Here is a 25014-nt window from a genome sequence, read left to right on the forward strand (position 1 = left end):
GCGTGGCCTACGTTTCCCTGATCGCGCTGATTTTCAGCGTTACCAATTTCGTTCCGATCAGCGCGATCGGGTTCGTTCCTGTGCTGCTGTGCGGGTGGCGGTTCTTTGGGCGCCGCTATCCCGCCTTTATCACGCCGCTCGTCATCTTCGGCGCGTTCGCCATCGTCTCGACGCTCTACTACAACCCCGAATCGTTCCTCGAATTCGATTTCTACCGGCACGACGGGAATTTCTTCATTTCGTACATTCCCATCCTCGCGGGATGCGTATACACGCATCGTTGGGATATGAACAAGGTCATGCGGCGCTTTTACCTGTTCGCCGTGCTGATCAACGCGCCGTTCTATCTCTGGTACGTCGCCCAGAACGGTCTGCTCACGATCTTTCGTCATCCGGCCGATACGTTCGGCAGCTATTTCATCGCACGCAATGCCGCGGGCGGCTTCCTTGCGATCTTGCTATGTCTCGGCATCGCTTGCTATTCGATGAAGCGCAGCCGTTCTCTGCTTGCGCTGATGGGGCTCAACGCGCTGATGCTTTTTTCGACCTATAGCCGCGGGTCGATGTTCGGCATCCTCGTCTTGTTGCCGTACATCGTGTTCGGCCGCAAACGCTGGATGCTCGCGACGATGGTCGGCGGCCTCATCGCCGCATCGCTCGCGATCGCCGCGTATCACACGCACGGCTCGACCGACTACATGGGCTATCAGTTCAGCATTCAGAACGCCGACGAGAAGGTCGCCAACCTCGATATCCGATATGAATGGCTATGGCCGCGCGCCCTCGCCTATTTCCGTCAGAGCCCGCTCATCGGTATGGGTTTCGGCTCGTTCGACGATACGATCGGCTTCGTCGTGAATTACTTCGGCGCATTCGGACGGGCCGTCGGGATCACCGCCGAGCACAGCGATTCGCATGCGCACAACTCGTATCTGAACTTGCTGGCGGAACTGGGCATCGTGGGCCTAGCGCTCATGCTGGCCTTCTATTGGCGCCTCGTGACCTGGTGCCAGCGCGGCGCCTGGGCCGCCGCGCGCGAGAACGGTCGAAACTTCATCGCGTTCCGCTTTGTCGAGCTCGCGTCGGTGTGTCTACTCGCGATGTCGGCCACCGAGCACCGATTGACGACGCCGTCGAACATGCTTCCGATCGCGCTCGTCATCTCCCTGCTGTTGGCCTCGCGCGCACGCGTCACGTTCCCCGCTTTCGCGCGTCGGCCCGTCCCTACGGGGCCGCCGCGCATGCCGGTTCCCCGGCGCGGTCCGCGTTTCGCGGCCAGCCCGACACCGAACACCGGTCGTTAAAAAATAAAAAATGGCTTGGCGCACGACGCGTCAAGCCATTTTTTTCGCCGAGACGACCGGCGCCGATCGATTAATTGTCCGGGTTATTGCGCGTGAAGGTCTGGAACGAACCGTACGTCGGTTGAATCGGCGTAAGGTCGTCGAGCACGATGCCGTACGTATAGTCGCCGCTCGTCAGCTCGTAGTACATCACCGATTGAATCCCCTGCGTCTTGCGGGCCGCATAGAACTCACCCAATTGCTGCGTCACGTAGGTCGAACGGAACGTCTCGTTTTGCTCGGGGCTCGCGTTCCATTCGGTGATCATGAACGGCACGCCATAACGCGCCTTGCAGTACGAAGGCAGATTGAACCCCGGACCGGCACCGTCCGTGCCGACGTTAAAGATGTCGCCGTACGGTTGATAGTTATGCCAAGTCGTGATGTCCCAACGAACCGTGGGATAACCGCCCGAGCCGTCCGGCTGCACGCCGTCCCAGAGCATGTCGGACGCGGCGATATCGGCCACGCAGAAATTCACACCCACCTTCGCGCCGGGTTGGACCGATTTGATGCCGTCGATCATCCCGCGGATCGCGCCGCGCATGATCGGCCAATTCGCGTTGTTGAAGTCGGCATTGCTCGTACCGGCCGTCGCCGAATTCAAAATGATGGCGGGATCGCGCGTGAGTTCGTTGCCGCATTCGTACATCGTGACGCCGTACGGGGCCAAGGCCGTTGCAATGGCCGCCGCACCCGAATACGACGCGCTGTACGCAGCCGATTCGCTCGTATAGAGCGTGCCGGTCGAGTCGCGCAGACCGTAGTCGAGAAGCGAGAACAGCGTCATGCCCGCGCTTTGGAACGCCCGGGCCAGGGCCACCACCCGGCTTAGCTGCGTCGACGTATTGATACAGCCCACTCGATACGTCGTGCAGCCCAGGGCCTGTAACGCCGTCACGACTTGCGTCGGCGTGAACGGGTAGTCGTAGTGACCGTTGATGCCGTAGAACGCACCCGCGGTCGCGGCCATATTGATGCGCGGATCGCGGCAAGGCTTCCAGGTATTCATCCACGTCTTGACGTAGAACTGCCCGCCCGTGCCTTCTTGATAGATCATGCCGCCGTACCAGAGCAGCAGACTCACGTTATACGAGTACGGATCCTTGACGCCGTTCTTATAGATGTAGCCGTTCGACAGCGTGTACTGGTTGTTCTGCTTGTCGATGATGTACGGCGCAGGCGGAATCGCCGTGCCGTCGGCCGACGTGCCGCCAAGGCGCGGATCGAGGCACTGTACCCATGTCGTGCCCGTGTACTGGTAGAACGCCTTGCTCGTGTTCTCTTGATAGACCGAGCCGCCGTACCACAGCAGCATGATCACGTTGTACGAATTGGGATCCTTGACGCCATTCTTATAGATGTAGCCGTTCGAGAGAGTCCAAACGTTTGCGGCGTTGTCCACGAGAGAGGCAGCCGAGGGCACGGTCGTACCGTTGGGCGAAGCCGTGCTCGTCCCCGTCGTACTGGCATTGGCGACCGCGGTCGTACCGCTCGCCGCGCTCGACGCGCCGCTTGAGCCTGCGCCGCTCCCGCCGCCGCCGCAGGCGACGAGAACGTAGCTGCTTGCCGCCGCCGTCAGGCAGCCGAGGAATTGACGTCGTTTCATGTTACGGGGTCTCTTTGCAGCGTCGAGATCGGGCTCGCGCGAAACAGGGGATAAAGGCCAGCGGCTTTGCGAAGAACGAAATCGAGCTTTCCGAGCGCATTCGCGAACAACTGACAACAGTTAGGATTCCTAACTAAATTCGAAACTTTCAAGCCGTAGTCCGGCGCATCGTTTCGTATGAAGAACCGCTACGTTTTGCCCCGTTTCGATGCCTCGCGCGATGCGGGCGATTGCGGCAGCAACTTGTCGGCACTCAGTATCGGCGAATGCGCATACCGGCGAAATCAGCGTAGTCGGAACATTGCGTAGGTCATGCGCAGAATGTGTAGGATTCGTCCGACAGGAAGGCCAAGAAAAGCGCCGCGCGGTCAAACTTGCCGGAGCGTGTATTTTCGTATCTTTTTGTTACGGCTTGGCGACGCATTCTTACCGATACCACATAGGTGAATGCCCTAGTTTTCGAACAATGTTTGTCGGAAATTCGGAAAATATTCCTGATGGCCGAACACAAAAAAGGAATGGAATAAAAAAGAAATTCGACCCTTTATGTGTAGGGGTAAGCGCGGCGGATGACGATTTCGGTCGCTTCGTGCGGGCCCGAGGCGAGATGACGTGTGCTGTCCACTTAAGCGGGGCGCTGCCTCGAAGAGGCGCACGGTTCGTGTAGCGAAGCCGAGATTTGCGACAAATAACCCGCTCAATGCGCCACCTGGAGGACCGAACCGACCGGCTGCGTTAGGCTTGCGGATTGGAGCGCGATGCGCTGGCATGCAAGCATGGGTGATGAAGCTATTCAAGGCATTCAAGCGGCACTTGTTCATGAGCCTCGGCAATGCAATGCCGACGTATGGACCATTCAATCGCATCCGTCCGATCTTCTATCGCAGGGCCGGCATGGCGATCGGCACGAACGTGACGATCATCGGGCCGCTGAGCGTCGAACTCAGTTTGAACGAAGATACGATTCGGGGCATTTCGATCGGAGACCGTGCGTACTTGAACGCCGATACCCGGCTGGCTTGCCGCAATAGCAGGATTTCTATCGGTGCGGACGTGCAAATCGGTCCTCGCGTCTCGTTCGAGACGGCGACGCACGACATCGTGTTCGCCCCGAACGTCGGCCGCGGACTCGATCATCACGAAATCCGCATCGAAGACAAGGTTTGGATCGGCGCCGGTGCCACGATCTTGCCGGGCGTCACGATTCATGAGGCCGCCGTCGTCGCGGCAGGCGCCGTGGTAACCAAGAACGTACCGGCTTACACATTGGTCGGCGGTGTGCCGGCACGCAAAATCAAAGACATCGCGCGCGCGTAGTCATTCGCAAGCGCGATCCGGGGACCTACAAAATGATGCAGCTAACGCGCGCATGAAGCGCACATTCGGCGGCAACCTTAAATGGACCGGGGCGGCGCTGGCCCTGGTGAGCGCCACTGCCGCGGCGCAGTCGTATCGCGATTTCGCCCCCACCCCTCCGCCGGCGCCGAGCCGGCCGAGCACCCCACCGCGCCCACCGTCGCCGGAAAGCGACTCTCAGCAGGCCGCTGTTGCGGTGTTGCACGGTCTTGTTTTCGTGAAGGACGACGGGCAAATCGTCGTGCGATCGCAGAACCTGCCCGACGGAAAGCACGTTGCCGCGGTCAATTTGCCGGAGCTCGACGACGCGTTTCTTTCGGGCTTCGAGAAAGACATCGGTCATCCGTTGACGTTCGCCAGGTTGGCCGAGATCCGCCGCGCGGTTATCGAACGATTTCGAGGCACCGGGTTACCGCTGGTCGACGTCTACGTGCCGGAGCAGGACGTGAGCGACGGCATCGTGCGTATCGCCGTGACCGAATTTCATTTGGGCAAAGTCAGTACGCGCGGAAATCGCTACTTTTCGCAGGCCCAGCTTCTGCGCGAGATGCCGTTGCAAAGCGGCGCGCCGATTCACGAGTCGGACGTGCTGAGCGGGCTCGCGCTCTTGAATGGAAATCCGTATCGGAGTGTCGATGTCGTGTATGCGCCCGGCGAGACGCCGAACTCGACCGACGTGATCCTGCAAACGCAGGATCGGCTGCCGCTTCGGGTGACCGCGGGGTACGACAACGCCGGGACGGCCGATTTGGCGCGAGATCGCTTCTTCGCCGGCATCGACTACGGCAATTTGTTCGGCCTAGACCAAGAGATCTCGTATCAATATACGGCGAGCAACGACTTATTCAGCGGCAACCCGCCTATCGAAGGGCGGCCGAACCGGCCTCGTCTCGAAGCGCATTCGTTCAATTATTCGGCGCCGCTTCCTTGGCTCGACCGCGTCGAGCTGTTCGGCGTCTATGCGCGCAGTACGCCGCGGCTGCCGGATAGCTTCAATCAATCGGGGATTTCCGCGCAGTTCAGCTTCCGTTACGACCGGCACTTGCCGTTCGTCGACGGCTGGCAACAGCAAGTGCAATTCGGCTATGACTTCAAACGTTCCAACAACGACTTGGAGTACGGCGGCTTTCAGGTTTTCAACGCCAATACGCACGTGCATCAGTTTGTCGTCACTTACGATGCGACTAAAAACGACGCCCTCGGTCAGACGCATGCGAACGCCGCGCTCTTCGCAAGCCCGGGACATCTTGACGGCAACAATGCCGACAGCACATTCGGCACCACGCGCAACGGTGCGACTGCACGTTATACGTACTTGCAGCTTCTTGCCGAGCGCAGCTTGACGATCGGGGCCGGCTTCGTGCTTTCGGCACGGGGACATTTCCAATGGTCGCCGAATACTTTGCTGCCGAGCGAGGAAATGGGATTGGGCGGCGACGATACGATGCGGGGCTATGAGCCCTATAGCGTGCAAGGCGACCGCGGCTGGAATTTGCAGACCGAATTGCGTACTCCGCCGATCGCATTCTTCGGCGACGACGGCCCGGCGTTTCAACCGTTTGCTTTTGTCGATGCCGGGCACGTTTGGAACAAGCTCGATCAGCCGGGCGAGGTGCAGGCGGGAATGTTATCGAGCGTCGGCGTGGGGGTGCGTTTTCAGTGGTCGCGGTTCGTCAATGCGCGATTGACGTATGGGCAGCCGTTGCGGGCTGTCGTGCCTGGTGCGTCGAAGGCGCCTATCGCGCAGGTGTCTATCGTGATTGGGAGTTAAGGGCTCTTGCGGCTGAGCGATGCGATTATTTATCGACGACTGTTGACAGTCGCGGCGAACTGGCTACAATAGCGCCTTCGCTTTCGCAGCGAGCCCAGGTGGCGGAATTGGTAGACGCACTAGGTTCAGGTCCTAGCGGTGGCAACACCGTGGAGGTTCGAGTCCTCTCCTGGGCACCATATTTAAAAAGGTCAGCGCAAGCTGGCCTTTTTTCATTTCTTCGCCCAGGAAGCAAAGTGCCTGCGCACTTTGCGTGAGGACTCGAAAGGCTGCGCTTGCAAGCGCAGCCGGGGTCGCGCTCGTGTGACCGAGTCCTCTCCTGGGCACCATTTTTAAAAGGTCAGCGCAAGCTGGCCTTTTTTCATTATTGCGCCCAGGAAGCAAAGTGCCTGCGCACTTTGCGTGAGGACTCGAAAGGCTGCGCTTGCAAGCGCAGCCGGGGTCGCGCTCGTGTGACCGAGTCCTCTCCTGGGCACCAGAAAAATAGATCCAGATCAGTTACTGGATGATGTTCGCGATGAAGCCCGCTCTTGCGGGCTTTTTGCGTTTCGGGGCGCCTGAAACGTGCTCGCGTTCCGCGATGAGCCGATGTCGAACGAGTACGTTTCTGAGTACACGAAAGTTCGGGTTCGTGGAAACCTACTCTCCGCATGCCTCGCGCCTCTGCCGGGAAACTTCGCAGACGAGTCAGTTCCCCGTCACGTTCCCTTTAAGATGCCGGCCCCGGTGACGCAGGCGCATCACTCTTAATCAACTCGCGCAACAGCCCGTCAACGTCACGGGCGAGTGATGGTAAATCGTTTCTCACGACGTTCCAAACAATGTCGGGGTCCACGGCATAGTAGCCATGTGCAAGTGCATTGCGCATCCCGTAAGCACCGCCCGCATCTAGCGTAACCTTCGCCCCCCCGGACCTCCCAAAGAAGACGTCGCCGACTTAGTCGCAGTGATCAACGCGTCGTCGTCCGCTGCCTCGATCAGGCCACGAGGACAACGGATTGAATCCCTCAACCGGACGCAGACTGAGGAACAGCGAACGAGAGCGAACCGGTTTCTCTCAGATCGGAGTACTGACGAACATGCTCGTAAAGATGTTGCTCAAAACCGCTTCGGCCGAAGCTTCCGGCAGTTCGTTGGGCATGGCAATGCTGAAGTAGAGGATGCCGTCAATCAACGCGAGGACAGCGAGCGCGTGGTCGGAACAAGCGCCTGGCAATTGCACGTTAAGGTGCTCGCAGAACTGCTCGATGAAGTAGACGATCGTATCGCGCTTTTCCAGGCACGTGGCGTTCATGCGGTGCCTGAACTCCAAGTCACGCATGGCGTGCAGTCGTGCCTCAGCCCAGATTACGTAGTTGTTTTGGTCGCGATAGCGCTGCGCGTAAAACAAGGTGAACTGCTTTTTCAGGTCTTCGCCGCAGCGTCGAGCAAACGACAGCGAGTCCGTTCGCGATGCTCTTCGCGCGTCAATCGTTTGCGTGGCATGTGAGAAGGTGTTCGGCCATCTGGGATATGGGTTTCGTTGCGCCATTGGATTTGGACGTCCAGTCCTGCAATGCAAGCCGCTCGCCTATTCCACGGGTTGATATGCTGGGTGTCGACCGTGTACTTACCTCAGCGCATCCACACATGAATCACTCCCGTGGCGAAAGGAATCCTCAACAACGGCCAAGGGGCAACGACGATGGCGAAGTCCATGTTCCGCCTTCGGCACTACATGTGCGTTCGATTGTTATCTGATGGCTACCGCAGCCTCGGATTCGCTGGGTTGCCAGCCACCACCGAGCGCCTTGAAGGCCGCCACCGCTGCGCGTGCTGATTCCGTTTTGGCCTGCACCCGCTCATCGGAGGCGCGCAGCAAGCTTTCGTCGGCCTGTAGGACTTCGATGAGACTGACCACGCCTTTTTGATAGGCTGCAAACGACGCCGCTCGCGCGCGACCCAGCGAGTCCACGCCCTGGGTGAGCACAGCAGCCTGCTCCTCGCGCTTGACCAGTGCAGAAAAAGCGTTCTCTACGTCTTCGGTTGCATGGAGCGCGGCAAGCCGATACGCCGCCAACATCTCGGCCTCCTGGCCCTTGGCCTGGTTGATCTGCGCATTGATGCGATTGAAGTCAAACAGACGCCAGCGCAGCCCCAGCATGCCTGCAACTTGATTGGCGCCGCCCGTGAAGAGATTGCCACTGGCCACGGATGTCGCGCTGCCGATCAATCCACTCAGGGAGAGCTTCGGGTAATACTCAGCGATGGCGACACCAATACGCGCATTCGATGCAGCAAGGCGTCGCTCGGCGACGATCAGGTCGGGCCGGCGCCTGAGCAGATCACCCGGAGATCCAGTGGCCGCGATCTGCGGCGCGACCGGGATGTCGCTCGCTTTCATCAGCTCCGTCCGATGTGTGCCGGGCTGCGAGCCCAGCATCACATCCATCGCGTTCATGGCCGCGTCAAGACTCGTCTCGAGGACCGGGACGGATGCACGAACCTGGGCAAGCGCCCCCTCGGCCTGACTCACTTGAAGCTCGGCCGCCAACCCCTTGCTGTACAAAAGATTGATGGTTGAAAGTAGTTCCTGCTGCGTCTGCACCTGATGCCGAGCAACGTTCAGACGGGCTTGCAGTCCACGGATGGTGATGTAGATATCGGCGGTCTGCGCCGCCACCGCCAATCGTGTGGCCACCGCACCCGCTTCCGAAGCCTGGTACTCGGCAAGCGCCGCTTCCCGTCCACGACGCAAGCCTCCGAACACGTCCACTTCCCAGCTCGCGGTGAGGTCGGCTTCGTATTGATTGCCATAGCGGTCAAAACCAGGGGTCGAGTTCAAGACTCGTCCCAGGGGCGTTTCTACGGACTGGTAGACTCTGGCCGCCTGACCGCTGAGATTACCGGACGGCAGCAACGCGGCATTCGCTGCCCCAAGCCCTGCACGCGCTTGTGCAATGCGGGCGGATGCCTGCGCGAGGTCGAGGTTTTGCTCCAGCGCGAGTGCCACGAACCGTGTCAGTTGCGGATCGCCGAAACCCGTCCACCAGGTGACGAGATCGGCACTGGCCGTTGCAGGTCGCCGATCGACCGCAGCCTGGCCCTGGAACCGCTCCGGCATGGGTACGTTGGGCCGAACGTAATCGGGGCCGACGGCGCAGCCTGCCGAGAGGCAGGCGACAATAAGCACGGCAAGGATGTGTTTGGGCAGCATGAGCTTCTTCCGGTGAAGGAGAATGCAATGGGATGAATGTGACTATAATACACTTTAGTCACTTGTTGTCGATTCTTGAGAGCAGCGGTAAGCTGCTAACCATGAAAAATGCAATCACCTATCCCGTTTCGGCCCGCGGCCCCGCCGACCATGAGGTGCGCGACCAGATCGTTGCTGCCGCCACCGAGCACTTCAGCCGATATGGCTACGAGAAGACGACCGTCTCCGATCTCGCCAAAGCCATCGGCTTTTCCAAGGCCTACATCTACAAGTTCTTCGAGTCCAAGCAGGCCATCGGCGAGATGATCTGCGCGAACTGCCTGCGCGAGATCGAGAGCGAGATCAAAGCGGCCGTCGAAGAGGCCGACCGGCCGCCAGAGAAGCTGCGGCGAATGTTCAAGGCGATTGTGGAGGCAAGCCTTCGCCTGTTCTCCCAGGACCGTAAGCTTTATGAGATTGCCGCGTCGGCCGCCACCGAGCACTGGCAGGCTACGCTCGCCTATGAGGAGCGCATCCAGAAATTGCTTCAGGACATCCTACAGGCGGGCCGACAGAGCGGGGACTTCGAGCGGAAGACTCCTCTCGATGAAACCGCGGCGGCGATCTATCTGGTCATGCGCCCTTACCTCAACCCGCTCATCCTGCAGCATAGCTTCGATTACACCGAGGAGGCGCCGGCACAACTGTCCGGCTTGGTGCTCCGCAGTCTGTCGCCGTAACGTGATAAAGCGAATGTGACTGTTGACTGCATTAGTCACTAGAACCATAATGAAAGCCATCATCACTTCGTCGATGGGACTTTCATGCGCTCGCGCCGCCTCGCCACCTCTACCGTTGTCTGTGCCTTGCCGTTTGCGTTGGTCGCTTGCAGCGGAAAGGCACCCTCCGATCCGCGCACCGAGGCACCGCTGGTGCGTGTCGCCACCGTCCAAGGCGCGACCGCCGCATCGCGTTCGTTTACGGGAACCGTAGCTGCCCGGGTGCAGAGCGATTTGGGTTTTCGCGTTTCCGGCAAAGTGCTGGAGCGGCTCGTGGATGCGGGTCAAGTCGTCAAGCGCGGCCAGCCGCTGATGCGCCTCGATCCCGTTGATCTGAAGCTTGCCGCACAGGCCCGGCAGGAGGCGGTCACCGCCGCGCGAGCACGGGCACAGCAAACCGCGCAGGACGAAGAGCGCTACCGCGACCTACGCGGCACCGGCGCAATATCGGCTTCGGCGTACGACCAGGTCAAAGCGGCGGCCGATGCCGCCAAAGCGCAGCTCAGCGCGGCTGAGGCCGACGCCGACGTCGCGCGCAATGCAACTGGATACGCCGAGCTGGTGGCGGACGGCGATGGCGTCGTGATGGAAACATTGGCCGAGCCGGGCCAAGTCGTCAGCGCGGGACAGCCCGTGGTGCGCCTCGCCCACGCCGGGCGTCGCGAGGCCGTGATCCAGCTACCCGAAACGTTGCGCCCAGCCATCGGTTCGATCGCGCAAGCCACACTGTTCGGCAACAGCAGCGTTAGCGAACCGGCCACCCTTCGTCAGCTCTCGGATGCGGCGGACCCGCGTACCCGCACCTTCGAAGCACGTTATGTGCTGCAAGGTGCGTTGGCGGATGCCCCGTTGGGCGCTACGGTAACGATACAGCTGCCGGATGCGCGTTCCGCCGCGCAAGGTGGATGGCAAGTGCCGATAGGCGCCCTGCTGGATACGGGCAAGGGACCCGGGGTGTGGGTCATCGACGGCGAACCGGCAAAGGTTTCCTGGCGGCCGGTAACGGTCGAACGTCTTGACGACGAAAGCGCTCGTGTTGTTGGTCAATTGAAGCAAGGGGAAAGGGTCGTCGCGCTCGGCGCGCAGTTGCTGCGCCCAGGTGAGCAGGTACGGTTGGCGCGGCAAGCCGTCGCCGTGGCTTCCGAGGGAGGCCGTCCGTGAGTGAAGGCCGTTTCAACCTGTCGGCGCTCGCCGTGCGCGAGCGCTCCATCACCCTGTTTCTGATCTGCCTGATCTCGCTTGCCGGTCTCATCTCGTTCTTCAAGCTGGGGCGCGCGGAAGACCCGGCGTTCACCGTCAAGGTGATGACCATCGTCACCGCGTGGCCTGGGGCCACCGCGCAGGAAATGCATGATCAGGTCGCCGAGAAAATCGAAAAGCGCATGCAGGAGCTGCGCTGGTACGACCGCACCGAGACCTACACGCGGCCCGGCCTGGCCTTCACGACCCTGACGTTGCTCGACAGCACCCCACCGTCGGAAGTGCAGGAAGAGTTCTACCAGGCACGCAAAAAAATCGGCGACGAAGCCGCCAACCTACCGGCTGGCGTGATCGGGCCCATGGTCAACGACGAATACGCGGATGTCACCTTCGCACTCTTTGCGCTGAAGGCCAAGGGCGAGCCGCAGCGCCTGCTCGTGCGCGATGCCGAGTCGCTGCGCCAGCGGTTGCTGCACGTGCCGGGCGTGAAGAAGGTGAACATCATCGGCGAGCAGGCCGAGCGCATCTACGTCCAGTTCTCCCACGATCGCTTGGCAACGCTGGGCGTAAGTCCGCAGGATATATTCGCCGCACTCAATGGCCAGAACGCGCTGACGCCAGCCGGCTCCGTCGAAACCAAGGGTCCGGAGGTATTCATTCGCCTGGACGGCGCCTTCGACAAGCTGCAGAAGATCCGCGATACGCCGATCGTGGCACAAAGTCGTACGCTGAAGCTTTCCGATATCGCTACCGTCACGCGCGGTTATGAAGATCCGGCGACATTCATGATCCGCAACAACGGCGAACCTGCGCTGTTGCTAGGCGTCGTCATGCGCGACGGTTGGAACGGGCTCGAACTCGGCAAAGCGTTGGACGGCGAAGTCCGCGCGGTCAACGCCGAACTGCCGCTGGGCATGAGCTTGACCAAGGTCACCGATCAAGCCGTCAATATTCATTCGGCGGTCGACGAGTTCATGCTCAAGTTTTTTGCCGCGTTGCTGGTGGTCATGCTCGTGAGTTTCGTGAGCATGGGCTGGCGCGCGGGCTTGGTGGTTGCAGCGGCCGTACCGTTGACGCTGGCCATCGTGTTCGTGGTGATGGCCGCGACCGGCAAGAACTTCGACCGCATTACGCTTGGATCCCTGATCCTGGCGCTCGGCCTGCTGGTGGACGACGCGATCATCGCCATCGAAATGATGGTGGTGAAGATGGAAGAAGGCTACAACCGCGTGGCCGCCTCCGCCTATGCCTGGAGTCACACCGCCGCGCCCATGCTGTCGGGCACGCTCGTGACGGCCGTCGGCTTCATGCCCAACGGTTTCGCGCGGTCCACCGCCGGCGAATACACCAGCAACATGTTCTGGATCGTTGGCATCGCGCTGATCGCATCTTGGCTTGTCGCGGTGATTTTTACGCCCTACCTGGGCGTGAAGATGCTGCCCAACTTCAAAAAGGTCGAAGGTGGCCATGGCGCAATCTACGACACGCCGCGCTACAACCGCTTCCGTCAACTGCTCACGCGCGTCATCGCGCGCAAATGGCTGGTCGCCGGTTCGGTCGTGGGGCTTTTCGTCTTGGCTATTCTTGGCATGGGGGTGGTCAAAAAACAGTTCTTCCCGATCTCGGACCGTCCTGAAGTGCTCGTCGAGGTGCAGATGCCCTATGGCACGTCCATTTCGCAAACCAGCGCCGCGACCGAGAAGGTGGAGACGTGGCTGGCTAAACAGAAGGAAGCCAAGATCGTCACGGCTTACGTCGGGCAAGGTGCGCCACGCTTTTACCTGGCCATGGGGCCGGAATTGCCCGATCCGTCATTTGCCAAGATCGTAGTGCGCACGGACAGTCAGGAAGAACGCGATGCATTGAAACAGCGACTGCGCCAAGCCATCGCCAACGGTCTCGTTCCGGAGGCGCGCGTGCGGGTCACTCAACTCGTATTCGGTCCGTATTCGCCGTTCCCTGTCGCCTATCGTATCTCTGGCCCGGATCCGGACAAGCTGCGCGGTATCGCAGCCCAAGTCGAGCAAGTGATGGATGCCAGCCCGATGATGCGCACGGTCAATTCAGACTGGGGCACGCGCTCGCCCACGCTGCATTTCACCTTGCAGCAGGATCGATTGGAGGCGCTCGGGCTGACGTCCAGTGCCGTGGCCCAACAACTGCAATTCTTGCTGACGGGTGTCCCCGTCACACAGGTGCGTGAGGACATCCGAACCGTACAGGTTGTGGCGCGTGCGGCCGGCGACGTTCGGCTCGACCCGGCAAAGATCGGCGACTTCACGCTGGCGGGCGCGGGTGGGCAACGCATCCCGCTATCGCAGGTGGGCAAGGTCGAAGTGCGCATGGAGGAGCCGATCATGCGCTGGCGCGATCGCGTGCCGACGATCACAGTGCGGGGCGACGTCGCCGACAATCTCCAGCCGCCCGACGTGTCGACCGCGATGACGAAGCAGCTGCAACCGATTATCGCCAAGCTGCCAGCGGGCTACCGGATCGAGCAGGCCGGTTCCATCGAGGAATCGGGCAAAGCGACGAAGGCCATGTTGCCGCTGTTCCCGATCATGCTGGCGGTCACGCTCGTCATCATCATTTTCCAGACACGTTCGATCTCCGCGATGGTCATGGTATTCATGACGAGCCCGCTCGGCTTGATCGGCGTGGTCCCGACCCTGATCCTGTTCCGTCAGCCGTTCGGCATCAATGCGCTGGTCGGCCTCATTGCGCTATCCGGGATTCTGATGCGCAACACGCTGATTCTGATCGGGCAGATCCATCAGAACAAGCTGGCGGGATTGGATCCTTTCCATGCAGTGGTCGAGGCTACGGTGCAGCGCGCCCGGCCTGTGATTCTCACGGCCATGGCGGCGATCCTCGCCTTCATTCCGCTGACGCATTCGGTGTTCTGGGGGACGCTCGCGTACACACTGATCGGCGGTACGTTTGCTGGGACGATTTTGACCCTAATGTTCCTGCCCGCCATGTATTCCATCTGGTTCAAGATCAGGCCGGGTAGTACAGCTGATCCACAAGGAGGCAAGCACGAACGGGCACAACCTGCGGAGCAGATGTTTGAGGACTCGTCCGCCAACCAGAGATAAATAACGTCACTCTCCAAAGGAACTACTATGTCGAATTCGATCGTTGTCGTTGTTACCGGCGTGTCATCGGGCATTGGACGTGCCACCGCAGAAAAGTTTGCCAAACGGGGCTGCAAGGTATTCGGCACCGTACGCAACATTACAAAAGCACCGTCGATACCCGGTGTTGTGCAGGTCGAGATGGATATCCGTGACGACGCTTCCGTCCAACGTGGATTCCAGAGCATCATCGCGCAGGCCAAGCGCATCGATGTGCTAGTCAATAGCGCGGGCGTGACCCTGCTCGGTGCGACGGAAGAAACATCGCTTGCCGAAGCGCAGTCGCTGTTCGAAACCAACGTCTTTGGAATCCTGCGCACGATACAGGCGGTACTGCCACACATGCGCGAGCAGGGTTCGGGAAGAATCGTCAACGTCAGCTCGGTGCTGGGCTTTCTTCCGGCTCCGTACATGGGGCTCTATTCGGCCTCCAAGCATGCTGTTGAGGGAATGTCCGAAACCCTGGATCACGAGGTGCGCAAGTTCGGCGTCCGCGTTGTACTGGTCGAACCTTCCTACACCAGGACCAATCTGGATCTCAATGCGCCCCATGCGGCTTCAAAAATCTCGGCCTATGACGACGACCGCGCGGTCGTGTCACGTGCAATTCAGAAGAGTGTCAACGAGGCGCCGGCACCGGATGGTGTCGCCACCACGATTGTCGATGCCGCTTTGGGCGCATGGAGAATGCGGCGCACGCCGAAAGGCCAAGCCTCTCTTCTGAGCAAATTGCGTCGCTTCATGCCTGCTGGACCAGTCGATACGAGCCTGCGGAAAACATTTGGGTTGGTTTGAAAGCGCACCTGAATTCATCACGGCCAGAACTCAATGATCTTTGTTCTCAGTGCCGCCATCCGACTAATCGCTCATCGCCTCGACAGCACGTGAGGCTGCTGATGGCTATATCAATAGCCGGAGTCGATACGCAGGCTCACCAAATAGGGAATCGTTGTCCGGTTTTTATCCCACGGCAAAGGAGCGTTCACTGGGATAAACCGCGCGACGCCTGCATTCAATGAGCCGTCTTCGGGGCCTCGATGATTTCGATCATGTCTAGTGCGCGGAAATCATCTGGATTGCTAGTGAGAAGCGGCAGATGATGTTCATGAGCCTGAGCAGCGATCCAGAGATCGTTATAACGCGGGCGCGGGCTACGGCCCGCCGCCTTCATCATGGTCGCGAGCAGCCCGAATGATCGAGCGGTCTCTCGCGTCACTGCGAGCACCGACATCCGTTCGATGGCACGCAGAAATGCAGTGCGCTCTGCTCGCTCGCGAACGTCGCCTGGAAGTTGCGCGCCGAATTCCAATTCCCCAAGCGAGATCGCGGAGACATGGACCAATTGGGACCCAGCGACGTTGTAGATCGCTTCGGAGTCGAGAGCGCCTTTACTGAGATCGATCCAGACACATGTATCGACGATTACTTCTGCCACGGATCACGCACCTCGTCGTCGAATTCAGCATTTCGGATATCAGCCATGTACCGATCGGCAACCTCGGGCGACATCTTTGGGATGCGCTCGAAGGCGTCGCGAAGTGTGACAGCCCGCTCGGGCGGGTTGATCGTGCCAAGCACGGTGTTATTGCGAGTGATGGTGACCGATTCCCCGCGCGCCAAGGCGTCGAGCACCTGGTTCGTACGGCGGGCGAGATCGGTGGCGGTTACAGTAGTCATGAGCCCCCCGGTCAGAATTATGCGTATTTTACGTAATTTGCGTAATTTGTCCAGTCCTCTGACTTGCTTGCGAGCGTGCCGTGGTTGTTACGGTTCTCCCCGTAAGCACGGTCGGCTCTCTCTCGCGTCGGTCAAGTCTCGGCAGCCTTTCATCATGTCCACAATCGTCTGCGTACACGTCCGGTGTACCGGTGGCCTGCGCGCTGCTTACCTATTACGCGCCATAGGTAAACTGGCGCTGGTGTTTAATGGCCAACAGCGCGACGCGCTCCGATGAGTGCGCATAGAGCACCACGTATTGCTCCAGGACAAATTCACGCAGATCCGGTAACGCAACCTCGGCCGCAAGGCGTTGCGCGCGTGCCAGGCGCAACCTCGCCTGGGCAGAGCGCGCAGCCAGGAACCGAGCATAACGGCCGCATCCTGGCGACCAACCGAGCATCTGAACCATCTCAACTAGCTCGGCCTGGAGCCGTGCATAACGTACCGCAGCCGTATCCGCATCCTGCTCGACAAGAAAACGTCGAGCTTCATCGAGCGTCGCAAGAAAGTTGGGCGCCGCCTCGACAACTACCCGGGCCATCAGAACTTCATCGGCGTCGTCAACGCCCGCATCAACTCATCGTTGCCGACCCACTGACCGCCCACCAGCTCATGCAAACCTGCCTCCGCCTCATCGAGCAGCACGAAGTTCGCGTGCTCAACCTCCAGCGCGTGGTAGTAGTCAAGCTTCTTGGCGTCAACGAGCGCAACAAAGGACGTGCCGTTTTTGGTTAGGACCTTCTCCGCACCGCCTACGACTTCGTCGGCTAACTCGGTTAGTCGTGCTCGCGCTTCGCTAATCGGCACCACGTCACAGGCTCGCAAGCTCATTACCGCCCCCAATTAACACATTCTGTACACTATCCGTTAAATTATAATGTAAATCGAACCCGCCCTTGAGGCAAGGGTAGCTGATCTTGTTCATCGTTCCGCCCAGGAAGCGATCTTCTCGACGCGGAGTCTCGGGTCGAGGTCAGAGGAATGACCGGTTCCCGACAGAGGAAACCGGCTGAATGAGGCCAAGTTCGGCCCGTGATGAGTCTCGACGAAGCAAAGCCGGCGGCATAAGCGACGGCGACATCAATTCCTGGCACAAGAAACCGGATAGGCCCAGTCCTCTCCTGGGCACCATATTTAAAAAGGTCAGCGCAAGCTGGCCTTGTTCATTTCTTCGCCCAGGAAGCAAAGTGCACAAGCACAAAAGCTAGTGCCTGATGAAGACTGACTTCAATTCAGTGTAGTCATCGATAAAAGCCGAGCCGAACTCCCGAACCGGAGCACCGGGACGCCGTTCGCTTTCGGCACGAGCGTCCCATACCCGCTCACGACCCGTTCTCGCATCAGAAAATTTCTTTCGCTTTGATACAATGACGGAACATAAACGCATGGGTCCGGCGAAGGGCCGCAGGATACGTGAACGGTCAAGAAGACATAGCGGTGCAGGAACGCGCAGGTCGCGACGGGCAACCCGGCGCGCTCGGTGAAAGGCTGCGCAGATTGCGAGGCAGCGCCGGCTTGACGTTGCAGCAGTTGAGCAAGCGCTCGTCCATTTCTATCTCGACGCTTTCCAAGATCGAAAACGGACAGCTCTCGCCCACCTACGAAAAGATCGTAGCGCTCGCTATCGGTCTATCCGTCGACGTCAGCGAGTTGTTCGGTCAGACGCCGAAGCCGGTTCCGCTGGGGCGACGCAGCATCACGAAGGCGGGCGAAGGAATCGTGCACGAGACGCCCCAATATGTGTACGAAGTGCTGAACGGCGACCTCGCCGACAAACGATTCGTTCCCCTTTTCACGACGATCAAAGCGCACAGCATCGGAGAATTCCGCAACCTGCTCAGTCATGCCGGCGAAGAGTTCATCTACGTCCTCGAAGGTACCGTCGTCGTCAATACCGAGTTTTATGCCCCTTACAGCCTGAACAAGGGCGACGCGATGTACTTCGATAGCGCGATGGGGCATGCCTGCGTCTCCGGCGGCGATGAAGACGCCAAAGTCCTTTGGGTCTGCTCCCACGTTACGTTGGGCTAGAACGGCGCGGCCGCCAACTACGTGACGGGCGCGCGCCGAGGCCGCTATCGTTCGGCTTATCTGACCGTCTTGACCGGGGTCCACTTGCCATTAACGACCTGATACAACGTCGTCGACGGATGCGTCAGCGCGCCCGATGCGGTGAACTGCACATCGCCGGTGATGCCCGCGTAATCCAGCGCGTGCAGCTTCGGCAGGAAATCCGCGGGCACTGTCGAGTTCGCAGCCTCCATCGCTTTGATGGCGGTCCACGTTGCGTCATACGCAAAAGGTGCATACGACAGCATCGCCGAACCGAACTTCTGCTGATACTTCGCCTCGAATTCCTTGCCGCGAGGAAGCGAAGCGATCGGCGAACCGTACTCCCATGCCATCGCACCGTCTGCGTCCGCGCCGGCAATATCGAGGAACGTCGGCTCGACAACACCTCCCCCACCTACGAATTGCGCACGGATACCGAGCTGCTTCATCTTCTTCTTCACCATCCCGGCCTGCGGATTCAGTCCGGCAAAAAACACGAGATCGGGGTTTAGACCTTTGATGTGAGTCAGTTGCGCGCTGAAGTCGACGGCCTTGTCATTCGTATATTGTCGATCGACGATATCGCCGCGCGCGGCCGTCACCGCCTTGACGAATTCGTCGGCCTCGCCCTGTCCGAAAGCGGTGCGATCGTCGATTACGGCAATGCGCTTCGCCTTCGTGACGTCGACGGCGTAGCGGCCTGCCGCACCGGCGTTCTGGGCGTCGGTTGCGATGATGCTGAAGACGTACGAGCTACCTTGCTGCGTGATCGTCGGATTCGTGGCAGCGGGCGTGATCATTGGGACGTGGGCGCTCGAGTAGACCTTCGACGCCGGAATCGTCGTTCCAGAGTTGAAGTGTCCAATGACGACCGACACGCCCTTGTCCACTAATTGCTGCGCAACCTGCACGCCGGTTCGTGGATCGGCCTGATCGTCGCCCGCTTCGACGACAAGCTTTAGCGGCTTGCCAGCAACAGTGATATTCGATGCGTTCGCCTCCGAAACCGCGAGCTTGACCGCATTCTCGATGTCCTTGCCGTATGCCGCGTTATTGCCGGTCAGCGGGACTGCCACGCCAATGCGCGTGACGTCGTCGGCGTTTGCCGCACCGCTCAAGACGAGGCCCGCAGCAGCCGCGATCGCAGTGAACCGGATCTTGTTCAGAACACACATGTGCATCTCCATGATGAGTCGGGCGATTTCGAAATTTCAGCCCGTTTATGCGCCGGCGTTCGCCGGCTCGGGTCGGTGGATAAAAAGGGGCGGCGACTCAAGGGCCTACATATGCGTCGTACGCTAGCGATGCGGCCGCGAGATCTTCGAGTGCTGTTCCCACGGCTTTGAAAACCGTGATTTCGTCATGTGCCTGCCGCCCTCGGTGTTCGCCGCGGCAAAGCTGCGTGAGCGTCGCGCGAACCGACGCTCGATCGAACACGCCCGATTGCATGGGCGACAACAAATCGCCGGCCTTCATTAGGGCTTCGTCCGTATCCACGAATACCGAGGTACCTGCAAAGCAAACGTCGTCGGATTCGCGCATCGCCGGCGTGAATCCGCCGATCAGATCAAGGTGGGTGCCGGGCCGCAACCATGCGCCGTGGATAAGCGGTTGCGTCGACAACGTCGCACACGAGACGATGTCGGCGTTTGCAACCGCGCGCTCCAAATCGCGCACGCGTTCCGCGGAAAAACCGCGCGTGTTTAGATTAGTGACCAGCGCGTCGGCGCGGCCCGTATCGATGTCCCATACGGCAACCGTCTTGATGGGGCGCACCGCTGCATAGGCGTCCGGAATCAAAGAGCCGACACGACCGGCCCCGACTACGAGGAGGTCAGTCGATTCGGGCCGACTCAAAAAACGCGCTGCGAGCGCGGAGGCAGCCGCGGTACGCCTGGACGTAATCGCATCGCCGTCGAGCATCGAGAGCGGCACGCCTGTCTTCGCGTCAAGGAGGATAAAAGTCGAATGAAGCCCCGGAAGCGAGCGGCCTGTGTTGGACGGAAAGACAGAAACGGTCTTGATACCGAGGCGTCCACCCTTTTGCCACGCCGGCATGAGCAATAGCGTTCCAGGCAGATCGGCTGCGGCGCCTTCGATCGAATGACTGTGACGAAGGGGCACCGTGCAGCCGTTCACGAACATTGCGTCGATCGCATCGACCAAGCGGTCGAACGGCAGCACGGTTGTGGTCTGGGAAGAGTCGAGGATAAGCACGTCGGGAAAGCTCCGGCGAAAGTGGGACCTCAAGCCGCCGCGGCGTCGTTCGAACGCCGCATGGAAAACCTCGAGGGTGAAAACGGCGCAAGATCGATCTCGGTCTGCGCGCCTTGAATCGCCTTGGCGATGAGACGTCCGGTCTGCGGGCCGAGTGTCAGGCCAAGATGGCCGTGGCCGAACGCAAGAAAGCAGTTCGATTGACGTGTCGAGCGCCCGATCACAGGGATGGAATCCGGCATCGACGGGCGAAAGCCGAGCCATCGCGACTCGACCGGCAGTCCCGCCAGCGTCGGCACAAGACGCTTCGCGGCGGCCAATGTGCGATCGATACTCCGGTATCGAGGCGGCGCGTTCAGTCCGGCGAATTCGACACTGCTCGTCATCCGCAAACCGCTGTCGAGCTGGGAAAACACCACCGATTTTTCGTGCCAAAAGAGCGGCGACTGTAGCAGCGTGCGATCGCTCGCATCGAGCATGACGTGATACCCGCGTTCGGTGTCGAGCGGGACCTTCTCGCCAATTTCAGCGGCGAGTCGCTTAGACCACGCTCCACAGGCGATAACGAAGACATCGCCGTCGATCGCTCGATCCGTCATCTGCGCGCCCGTCACTCGATTGCCCGAAAACCGGAAGTTCCGAACGGTGTCCTGGATGAACTCAACGCCTTGCTCCGCGCAGCCTTGAGCGATTCGCCTTACGTATTGCCCGGGGTTCTTCACCTGCTGACAGTCGGAGAACAAGGTCGCCTTCGCGAACACGCCGTGGAAACCGGGAGCCAGCGCGTCGAGTTCGGCACGGCCGAGAGGCCGCATGGCTACGCCCCAGTCAGCAAGCGTGGAACGTTCGGCCGACTGGCTCAAATAGGATTGCTCCGACTGATAGGCCTTGATCCACCCGGTAGGAACGAGTAGCTGCGTTGCCGAGCAAGCGGTCGCTAACTCGAGATGCGCGTCGAGGGCCGTCGTCAGAATCGAGTTCAACGCGAGCGTGGACCGCAGCGACGCGCTCGGGGCACTGGCTCGTACAAAGCGGACCAACCAAGGCAGCAGCGCGGGGAGGTAGCGCCAGCGAAGGCGCAGCGGGCTGTCCGGCGACAGCAGCAACGAGGGCAACTCGCGCACAAGCGCGGGGGTCGCGAGCGGAAGCGTTTCGCAGACGGCCAAAATGCCGGCGTTGCCGAAGCTGGCGCGCCGGTCCTGAACGTCCGGATCGATCACGCGCACCCGATATCCGGCGCGGCGCGCGAAAAAGGCGCAACTGAGGCCGACGATCCCGCCTCCGATCACCACTACTGTCTTCTGCTCTTGCATTGCATCGGCCCGTCATCATCGAACTGGGGAACTGAGCGAGCAATGTATCCCAAAAAACTTTCCTTACATACTAGTATTTTTCCTATACGAAACTTTTTATCATCGTTCCTGGTTATGCGCGTCGCTGTCCGGCCCGCGACGAGCGTCGACCAATCCCTGGCTCCCCACGACCTGAACTGCCCGGTCAGTGCCTCCCCGTCGCGCCACGCTCGGCGCGACGGTCGACGACGTTGAAGAACCGCCCCGCCGCGATCCCCTAACCCCTCGGAAAGATCCTTTCTACTTCGCGTCTTAATCGGCCGCGATTTCGGCCATATAGTGATTTCAGTACTTCGCTATCGGTACCGCGACCTTGACCACCCTGCCCGCGCGAATTTGCCGCCCCCTGTGAGTGGACACGGCAGCCGACGAGGTCATGAGAGGAATCAAAGCGTTTCTGGAGACATGGATGTACGAAGACCGAATTCGTTGCGCCGCATTACGCCCGAAAATCACGACGGCCGCCGAGGCGGCGCGACTAGTGCGCAACGGCATGCGTGTCGGCGCGAGCGGCTTTACGCGCGCCGGCGACACGAAGGCCGTACCGCTCGAACTTGCGCGCCGCGCGCGCGAGGAGAAAGAGCCGCTGCGCATCACGTTGATGACCGGCGCATCGCTCGGCCATGACATCGACCGCATGCTGACCGAAGCCGGCGTACTCGAGCGTCGACTGCCGTTTCAAGCCGACCCCACGCTACGCCGCGCGATTAACGCCGGCGAGGTGATGTTCGTCGACCAGCATCTATCCGAAACGGTCGAAATGTTGCGCGCCAATCTGCTCGGCAAGCTCGACATAGCGATCATCGAGGCCGCCGCCATCACGGAGACGGGCGCCATCGTACCCACGACCTCGGTCGGCAACTCCGCGAGCTTCGCCATTCTCGCGGAGAAGGTCATCGTCGAAGTCAACCTCTCGCAGCCGCTTGCGCTCGAAGGCATGCACGACATCTGGATCCCGGGCCGCCGTCCGCTGCGCGAGCCGCTGCCCATCGTGCATGTTCAGGATCGGATCGGCACCCCGGCGATCGAGATTCCGCCCGAGAAAATCGCGGCCATCGTCATCACGAACGAGCCGGACAGCTCCTCGACCGTGCTGCCCGCCGACGAAGAGACCGCGCGCATCGCCGGCCATCTCATCGAATTTTTGATGCATGAAGTGACGCATGGTCGCATGCCGGCGCAACTGCCGCCGTTGCAAGCCGGGATCGGCACGATCGCCAATGCGGTGCTGTCGGGCTTTGCGCACTCGCCGTTCGAAGCGCTCACGATGTACTCGGAAGTACTGCAAGACTCCACGTTCGATCTGATCGACGCCGGCAAGATGGTGTTTGCCTCCGGCTCCTCGATCACGCTCTCCGCGCCGCGCCAAGCCCAGGTCCTCGCCGAACTCGACCGCTATCGCGACAAGCTCGTCCTGCGCCCGCAAGAGGTCAGCAATCACCCAGAAGTGATCCGTCGTCTTGGGTTGATCGCACTCAATACCGCCCTCGAATGCGACATCTACGGCAATGTGAATTCGACGCACGTGGGCGGCACGCATATGATGAACGGCATCGGCGGCTCGGGCGATTTCGCGCGCAATGCCGCATGTGCGATCTTCGCGACGAAGTCCGTGGCCAAGGATGGCCGCATCTCGAGCATCGTGCCCATGGTCCCTCACGTGGACCACAACGAACACGATGTGGACGTGATCGTAACGGAGCAAGGTCTCGCCGACTTGCGTGGCCTTGCGCCGCGCGAACGTGCCAAGCTCATCATCGAGCGCTGCACGCATCCAAGCTATCGCGACTTGCTGCGCGACTACTATAACGATGCGCTCAAGCACGGCGGCCAGACGCCGCACGATCTCGCGAAGGTGTTCGAGATGTATGCGCGCTACAAGGAAACGGGCTCCATGCTTCTTAACGGATAGATGCAAGTGGGAGGCGTCTCGGTCTGCCCCTTTGCGATGCACCCGAGCTTTCCTACGCCGCCGCCCCCTTCGTCCACTCGTAAAGACGACGCTCGCGCAATTGCAGCGCGACCACCCACGCCGTGAAGGTCGCGCCGACGAACCAGCCGATATCGACCGCCCAGATTACGCCGTCGATTCCCCAATGCCGGCTCAAGAGCGCGGCTGAGGGCACCCTTGCCACCACATAGGACACGATCGTGCAGAGCAGCGGCACGGTAGTACGCCCAAGGCCGTTAAGGAAACCGTGCGCAACGGCCATCAATGTGAACAACGGAAAGAACGGATACGTGATGACGATGTAGCGATCCAAGATCGCCGCGACCGCTGTGGACCGGGTGAACAATGCGCCGATATCTGCATGCAGCGCAATGACGATCGACATGACCGCGAACGTCGCCCAGATACTGCACAATAAGCTCAGCCGGACGGCACGCCGGATTTCGGTGACTTCGCCCGCGCCGCGTCGCTGGGCGACGAGTACCGTGACCGCACCTGACAAGTCAAGGAAGACCCGGCTCGTCACGGTTTCGAGCCGCGCCGCGATAGATATAGCGGCCAACGCAACGGCGCCGAACGGCGCGACCAGGGACGTTAGCACGAAGTTGCCCAGTGCAAGGAAGACAAACTGGATACCCATCGGATATCCGAGCCGCAGCGATCCCTTCATCTGCGTCACGCACGAGGCCCAAGAAGCGCGATATCGGTGGATCGCGTAGTGGTGCATGGCAAGCGCCGCGCCGGCAAAGCTCGACAACGCGCTAGCACCCACCGTACCGAGCGCCGCTCCGCGCACCCCTAACCCACACGCGCCCACGAGCAGCCATGCCAGCGCGATGTTAAGCACGCTGCTGCCGGCGAGCACGGGCATGATCAGGCGCGGGCGCCCCATCCCGCGAAAGACCGCGGTCAATGCTCCCTGACAAAAGATGGGCAGCAACCCGATCCCGAGGGTATGCAGATAGACGATACTTCCCGCAGCCGTGGCTTCGGGGATACCGATCGCGGTCAGCATGGCGTCCGCACCCAGCGCGATCAGTGCGATGCACAGCACGGACCAAATGAGCACGAACGCAGCCAGCGCGAGTATCACGGCCTGCCGCGTCCCGTCCTCTTCGCGCCCCGTCAGTGTGGCGATCCTAATCGTAAAACCATTCAGCAAACCCAGAAACACTGAACTCACCAGATAGTAGACCGGTTGCGCGCCACCGACCGCAGCCAAACCCGATACACCGACATAGCGCCCGACGATCACGCTATCCGCAATGAGATACGACTGCTGGACAAGGTTGACTAGCGTCATCGGCAAGCTCAGGGCAAGCAGCGCACGCATTACCGGGTCTCGGGCCCATC

21 protein-coding genes and 1 tRNA gene are annotated in these 25014 nt (G+C 60.5%); 10 read left to right on the forward strand and 12 right to left on the reverse strand.

Annotated features, from left to right (window positions below):
- Positions 1 to 2 precede the first annotated feature (2 nt).
- Complete coding sequence (locus tag AB1286_RS03400; protein ID WP_430361937.1) at positions 3 to 1304, forward strand: O-antigen ligase family protein; 1302 nt, start codon at positions 3 to 5, stop codon at positions 1302 to 1304.
- A gap of 70 nt (positions 1305 to 1374) precedes the next feature.
- Here the strand turns inward: AB1286_RS03400 and AB1286_RS03405 are convergent, their stop codons facing one another.
- A complete protein-coding gene (locus AB1286_RS03405) occupies positions 1375 to 2952 on the reverse strand; it encodes a hypothetical protein (protein ID WP_430361938.1) in 1578 nt (525 codons plus the stop codon).
- Between the two features lie 783 nt (positions 2953 to 3735).
- Here AB1286_RS03405 and AB1286_RS03410 point away from each other — a divergent pair.
- The 3 genes from AB1286_RS03410 to AB1286_RS03420 all read left to right on the forward strand — a co-directional run bounded on the left by AB1286_RS03410 (position 3736) and on the right by AB1286_RS03420 (position 6258).
- Positions 3736 to 4269, forward strand: a complete 534-nt coding sequence (locus tag AB1286_RS03410; RefSeq protein ID WP_430361939.1) for an acyltransferase — start codon at positions 3736 to 3738, stop codon at positions 4267 to 4269.
- A gap of 52 nt (positions 4270 to 4321) precedes the next feature.
- Positions 4322 to 6079: a ShlB/FhaC/HecB family hemolysin secretion/activation protein gene (locus tag AB1286_RS03415; RefSeq protein ID WP_430361940.1), complete on the forward strand. Its 1758-nt coding sequence runs from the start codon at positions 4322 to 4324 to the stop codon at positions 6077 to 6079.
- A 92-nt stretch (positions 6080 to 6171) separates the two neighbouring features.
- Positions 6172 to 6258: transfer RNA gene (locus AB1286_RS03420), tRNA-Leu, on the forward strand.
- A gap of 530 nt (positions 6259 to 6788) precedes the next feature.
- Here AB1286_RS03420 and AB1286_RS03425 read toward each other — a convergent pair.
- The 3 genes from AB1286_RS03425 to AB1286_RS03435 all read right to left on the reverse strand — a co-directional run bounded on the left by AB1286_RS03425 (position 6789) and on the right by AB1286_RS03435 (position 9275).
- Positions 6789 to 6947, reverse strand: a complete 159-nt coding sequence (locus tag AB1286_RS03425) for a HepT-like ribonuclease domain-containing protein (RefSeq protein ID WP_430361941.1) — start codon at positions 6945 to 6947, stop codon at positions 6789 to 6791.
- A 189-nt stretch (positions 6948 to 7136) separates the two neighbouring features.
- Positions 7137 to 7610 carry a TetR family transcriptional regulator C-terminal domain-containing protein gene (locus tag AB1286_RS03430; protein WP_430361942.1) on the reverse strand — a complete coding sequence of 158 codons (474 nt, stop codon included), beginning with the start codon at positions 7608 to 7610 and terminating at the stop codon, positions 7137 to 7139.
- 201 nt (positions 7611 to 7811) lie between these two features.
- Positions 7812 to 9275, reverse strand: coding sequence for an efflux transporter outer membrane subunit (locus tag AB1286_RS03435; RefSeq protein ID WP_430361943.1), 1464 nt, complete (start codon positions 9273 to 9275; stop codon positions 7812 to 7814).
- A 101-nt stretch (positions 9276 to 9376) separates the two neighbouring features.
- Between AB1286_RS03435 and AB1286_RS03440 the strand changes: the two genes are divergently transcribed.
- From AB1286_RS03440 to AB1286_RS03455, 4 genes are all read left to right on the forward strand, one after another.
- Positions 9377 to 9994 carry a TetR/AcrR family transcriptional regulator gene (locus AB1286_RS03440; RefSeq protein WP_430361944.1) on the forward strand — a complete coding sequence of 206 codons (618 nt, stop codon included), beginning with the start codon at positions 9377 to 9379 and terminating at the stop codon, positions 9992 to 9994.
- Between the two features lie 84 nt (positions 9995 to 10078).
- A complete protein-coding gene (locus tag AB1286_RS03445) occupies positions 10079 to 11194 on the forward strand; it encodes an efflux RND transporter periplasmic adaptor subunit (protein WP_430361945.1) in 1116 nt (371 codons plus the stop codon).
- Positions 11191 to 14331, forward strand: a complete 3141-nt coding sequence (locus tag AB1286_RS03450) for an efflux RND transporter permease subunit (protein ID WP_430361946.1) — start codon at positions 11191 to 11193, stop codon at positions 14329 to 14331. Before AB1286_RS03445 ends, AB1286_RS03450 begins: the two co-directional genes overlap by 4 nt.
- Before the next feature lie 27 nt (positions 14332 to 14358).
- Positions 14359 to 15165: an oxidoreductase gene (locus AB1286_RS03455; protein ID WP_430361947.1), complete on the forward strand. Its 807-nt coding sequence runs from the start codon at positions 14359 to 14361 to the stop codon at positions 15163 to 15165.
- A gap of 217 nt (positions 15166 to 15382) precedes the next feature.
- Here AB1286_RS03455 and AB1286_RS03460 read toward each other — a convergent pair whose 3' ends face one another.
- The 4 genes from AB1286_RS03460 to AB1286_RS03475 form a co-directional block, all read right to left on the reverse strand.
- On the reverse strand, positions 15383 to 15805 hold the full coding sequence (locus tag AB1286_RS03460; protein WP_430361948.1) for a type II toxin-antitoxin system VapC family toxin: 423 nt from the start codon (positions 15803 to 15805) through the stop codon (positions 15383 to 15385).
- Positions 15793 to 16047: a type II toxin-antitoxin system Phd/YefM family antitoxin gene (locus AB1286_RS03465; RefSeq protein ID WP_430361949.1), complete on the reverse strand. Its 255-nt coding sequence runs from the start codon at positions 16045 to 16047 to the stop codon at positions 15793 to 15795. Before AB1286_RS03465 ends, AB1286_RS03460 begins: the two co-directional genes overlap by 13 nt.
- 214 nt (positions 16048 to 16261) lie before the next feature.
- Positions 16262 to 16630 carry a hypothetical protein gene (locus tag AB1286_RS03470; RefSeq protein WP_430361950.1) on the reverse strand — a complete coding sequence of 123 codons (369 nt, stop codon included), beginning with the start codon at positions 16628 to 16630 and terminating at the stop codon, positions 16262 to 16264.
- Positions 16630 to 16920 carry a type II toxin-antitoxin system Phd/YefM family antitoxin gene (locus AB1286_RS03475; RefSeq protein ID WP_430361951.1) on the reverse strand — a complete coding sequence of 97 codons (291 nt, stop codon included), beginning with the start codon at positions 16918 to 16920 and terminating at the stop codon, positions 16630 to 16632. Before AB1286_RS03475 ends, AB1286_RS03470 begins: the two co-directional genes overlap by 1 nt.
- A 582-nt stretch (positions 16921 to 17502) precedes the next feature.
- Here AB1286_RS03475 and AB1286_RS03480 point away from each other — a divergent pair.
- Positions 17503 to 18120, forward strand: a complete 618-nt coding sequence (locus AB1286_RS03480; RefSeq protein ID WP_430361952.1) for a helix-turn-helix domain-containing protein — start codon at positions 17503 to 17505, stop codon at positions 18118 to 18120.
- Positions 18121 to 18176: 56 nt separating this feature from the next.
- Here AB1286_RS03480 and AB1286_RS03485 read toward each other — a convergent pair whose 3' ends face one another.
- The 3 genes from AB1286_RS03485 to AB1286_RS03495 all read right to left on the reverse strand — a co-directional run bounded on the left by AB1286_RS03485 (position 18177) and on the right by AB1286_RS03495 (position 21671).
- Positions 18177 to 19316, reverse strand: a complete 1140-nt coding sequence (locus AB1286_RS03485; protein ID WP_430361953.1) for a branched-chain amino acid ABC transporter substrate-binding protein — start codon at positions 19314 to 19316, stop codon at positions 18177 to 18179.
- Between the two features lie 97 nt (positions 19317 to 19413).
- Positions 19414 to 20358 (reverse strand): ornithine cyclodeaminase family protein, encoded by a 945-nt coding sequence (locus AB1286_RS03490; RefSeq protein ID WP_430361954.1) that lies wholly within the window; start codon positions 20356 to 20358, stop codon positions 19414 to 19416.
- A 29-nt stretch (positions 20359 to 20387) separates the two neighbouring features.
- Complete coding sequence (locus AB1286_RS03495; RefSeq protein WP_430361955.1) at positions 20388 to 21671, reverse strand: NAD(P)/FAD-dependent oxidoreductase; 1284 nt, start codon at positions 21669 to 21671, stop codon at positions 20388 to 20390.
- A 448-nt stretch (positions 21672 to 22119) separates the two neighbouring features.
- Between AB1286_RS03495 and AB1286_RS03500 the strand changes: the two genes are divergently transcribed.
- Positions 22120 to 23622: an acetyl-CoA hydrolase/transferase family protein gene (locus AB1286_RS03500; protein ID WP_430364975.1), complete on the forward strand. Its 1503-nt coding sequence runs from the start codon at positions 22120 to 22122 to the stop codon at positions 23620 to 23622.
- Positions 23623 to 23674: 52 nt separating this feature from the next.
- Here AB1286_RS03500 and AB1286_RS03505 read toward each other — a convergent pair whose 3' ends face one another.
- Positions 23675 to 24964: an MATE family efflux transporter gene (locus AB1286_RS03505; protein WP_430361956.1), complete on the reverse strand. Its 1290-nt coding sequence runs from the start codon at positions 24962 to 24964 to the stop codon at positions 23675 to 23677.
- Between the last annotated feature and the right edge of the window lie 50 nt (positions 24965 to 25014).

It is taken from the genome of Trinickia sp. NRRL B-1857, from assembly GCF_050470685.1.
Lineage (GTDB): Bacteria > Pseudomonadota > Gammaproteobacteria > Burkholderiales > Burkholderiaceae > Trinickia.

What these genes read in the sequence shown, in the direction of transcription:
- AB1286_RS03405 (WP_430361938.1), bottom strand. Translation starts at nt 2,952, where the DNA reads ATGAAACGACGTCAATTCCTCGGCTGCCTGACGGCGGCGGCAAGCAGC.
- AB1286_RS03410 (WP_430361939.1), top strand. Translation starts at nt 3,736, where the DNA reads ATGAAGCTATTCAAGGCATTCAAGCGGCACTTGTTCATGAGCCTCGGC.
- AB1286_RS03415 (WP_430361940.1), top strand. Translation starts at nt 4,322, where the DNA reads ATGAAGCGCACATTCGGCGGCAACCTTAAATGGACCGGGGCGGCGCTG.
- AB1286_RS03425 (WP_430361941.1), bottom strand. Translation starts at nt 6,947, where the DNA reads ATGCGCAATGCACTTGCACATGGCTACTATGCCGTGGACCCCGACATT.
- AB1286_RS03430 (WP_430361942.1), bottom strand. Translation starts at nt 7,610, where the DNA reads ATGGCGCAACGAAACCCATATCCCAGATGGCCGAACACCTTCTCACAT.
- AB1286_RS03435 (WP_430361943.1), bottom strand. Translation starts at nt 9,275, where the DNA reads ATGCTGCCCAAACACATCCTTGCCGTGCTTATTGTCGCCTGCCTCTCG.
- AB1286_RS03440 (WP_430361944.1), top strand. Translation starts at nt 9,377, where the DNA reads ATGAAAAATGCAATCACCTATCCCGTTTCGGCCCGCGGCCCCGCCGAC.
- AB1286_RS03445 (WP_430361945.1), top strand. Translation starts at nt 10,079, where the DNA reads ATGCGCTCGCGCCGCCTCGCCACCTCTACCGTTGTCTGTGCCTTGCCG.
- AB1286_RS03455 (WP_430361947.1), top strand. Translation starts at nt 14,359, where the DNA reads ATGTCGAATTCGATCGTTGTCGTTGTTACCGGCGTGTCATCGGGCATT.
- AB1286_RS03465 (WP_430361949.1), bottom strand. Translation starts at nt 16,047, where the DNA reads ATGACTACTGTAACCGCCACCGATCTCGCCCGCCGTACGAACCAGGTG.
- AB1286_RS03470 (WP_430361950.1), bottom strand. Translation starts at nt 16,630, where the DNA reads ATGGCCCGGGTAGTTGTCGAGGCGGCGCCCAACTTTCTTGCGACGCTC.
- AB1286_RS03475 (WP_430361951.1), bottom strand. Translation starts at nt 16,920, where the DNA reads ATGAGCTTGCGAGCCTGTGACGTGGTGCCGATTAGCGAAGCGCGAGCA.
- AB1286_RS03485 (WP_430361953.1), bottom strand. Translation starts at nt 19,316, where the DNA reads ATGTGTGTTCTGAACAAGATCCGGTTCACTGCGATCGCGGCTGCTGCG.
- AB1286_RS03495 (WP_430361955.1), bottom strand. Translation starts at nt 21,671, where the DNA reads ATGCAAGAGCAGAAGACAGTAGTGGTGATCGGAGGCGGGATCGTCGGC.
- AB1286_RS03500 (WP_430364975.1), top strand. Translation starts at nt 22,120, where the DNA reads ATGTACGAAGACCGAATTCGTTGCGCCGCATTACGCCCGAAAATCACG.
- AB1286_RS03505 (WP_430361956.1), bottom strand. Translation starts at nt 24,964, where the DNA reads ATGACGCTAGTCAACCTTGTCCAGCAGTCGTATCTCATTGCGGATAGC.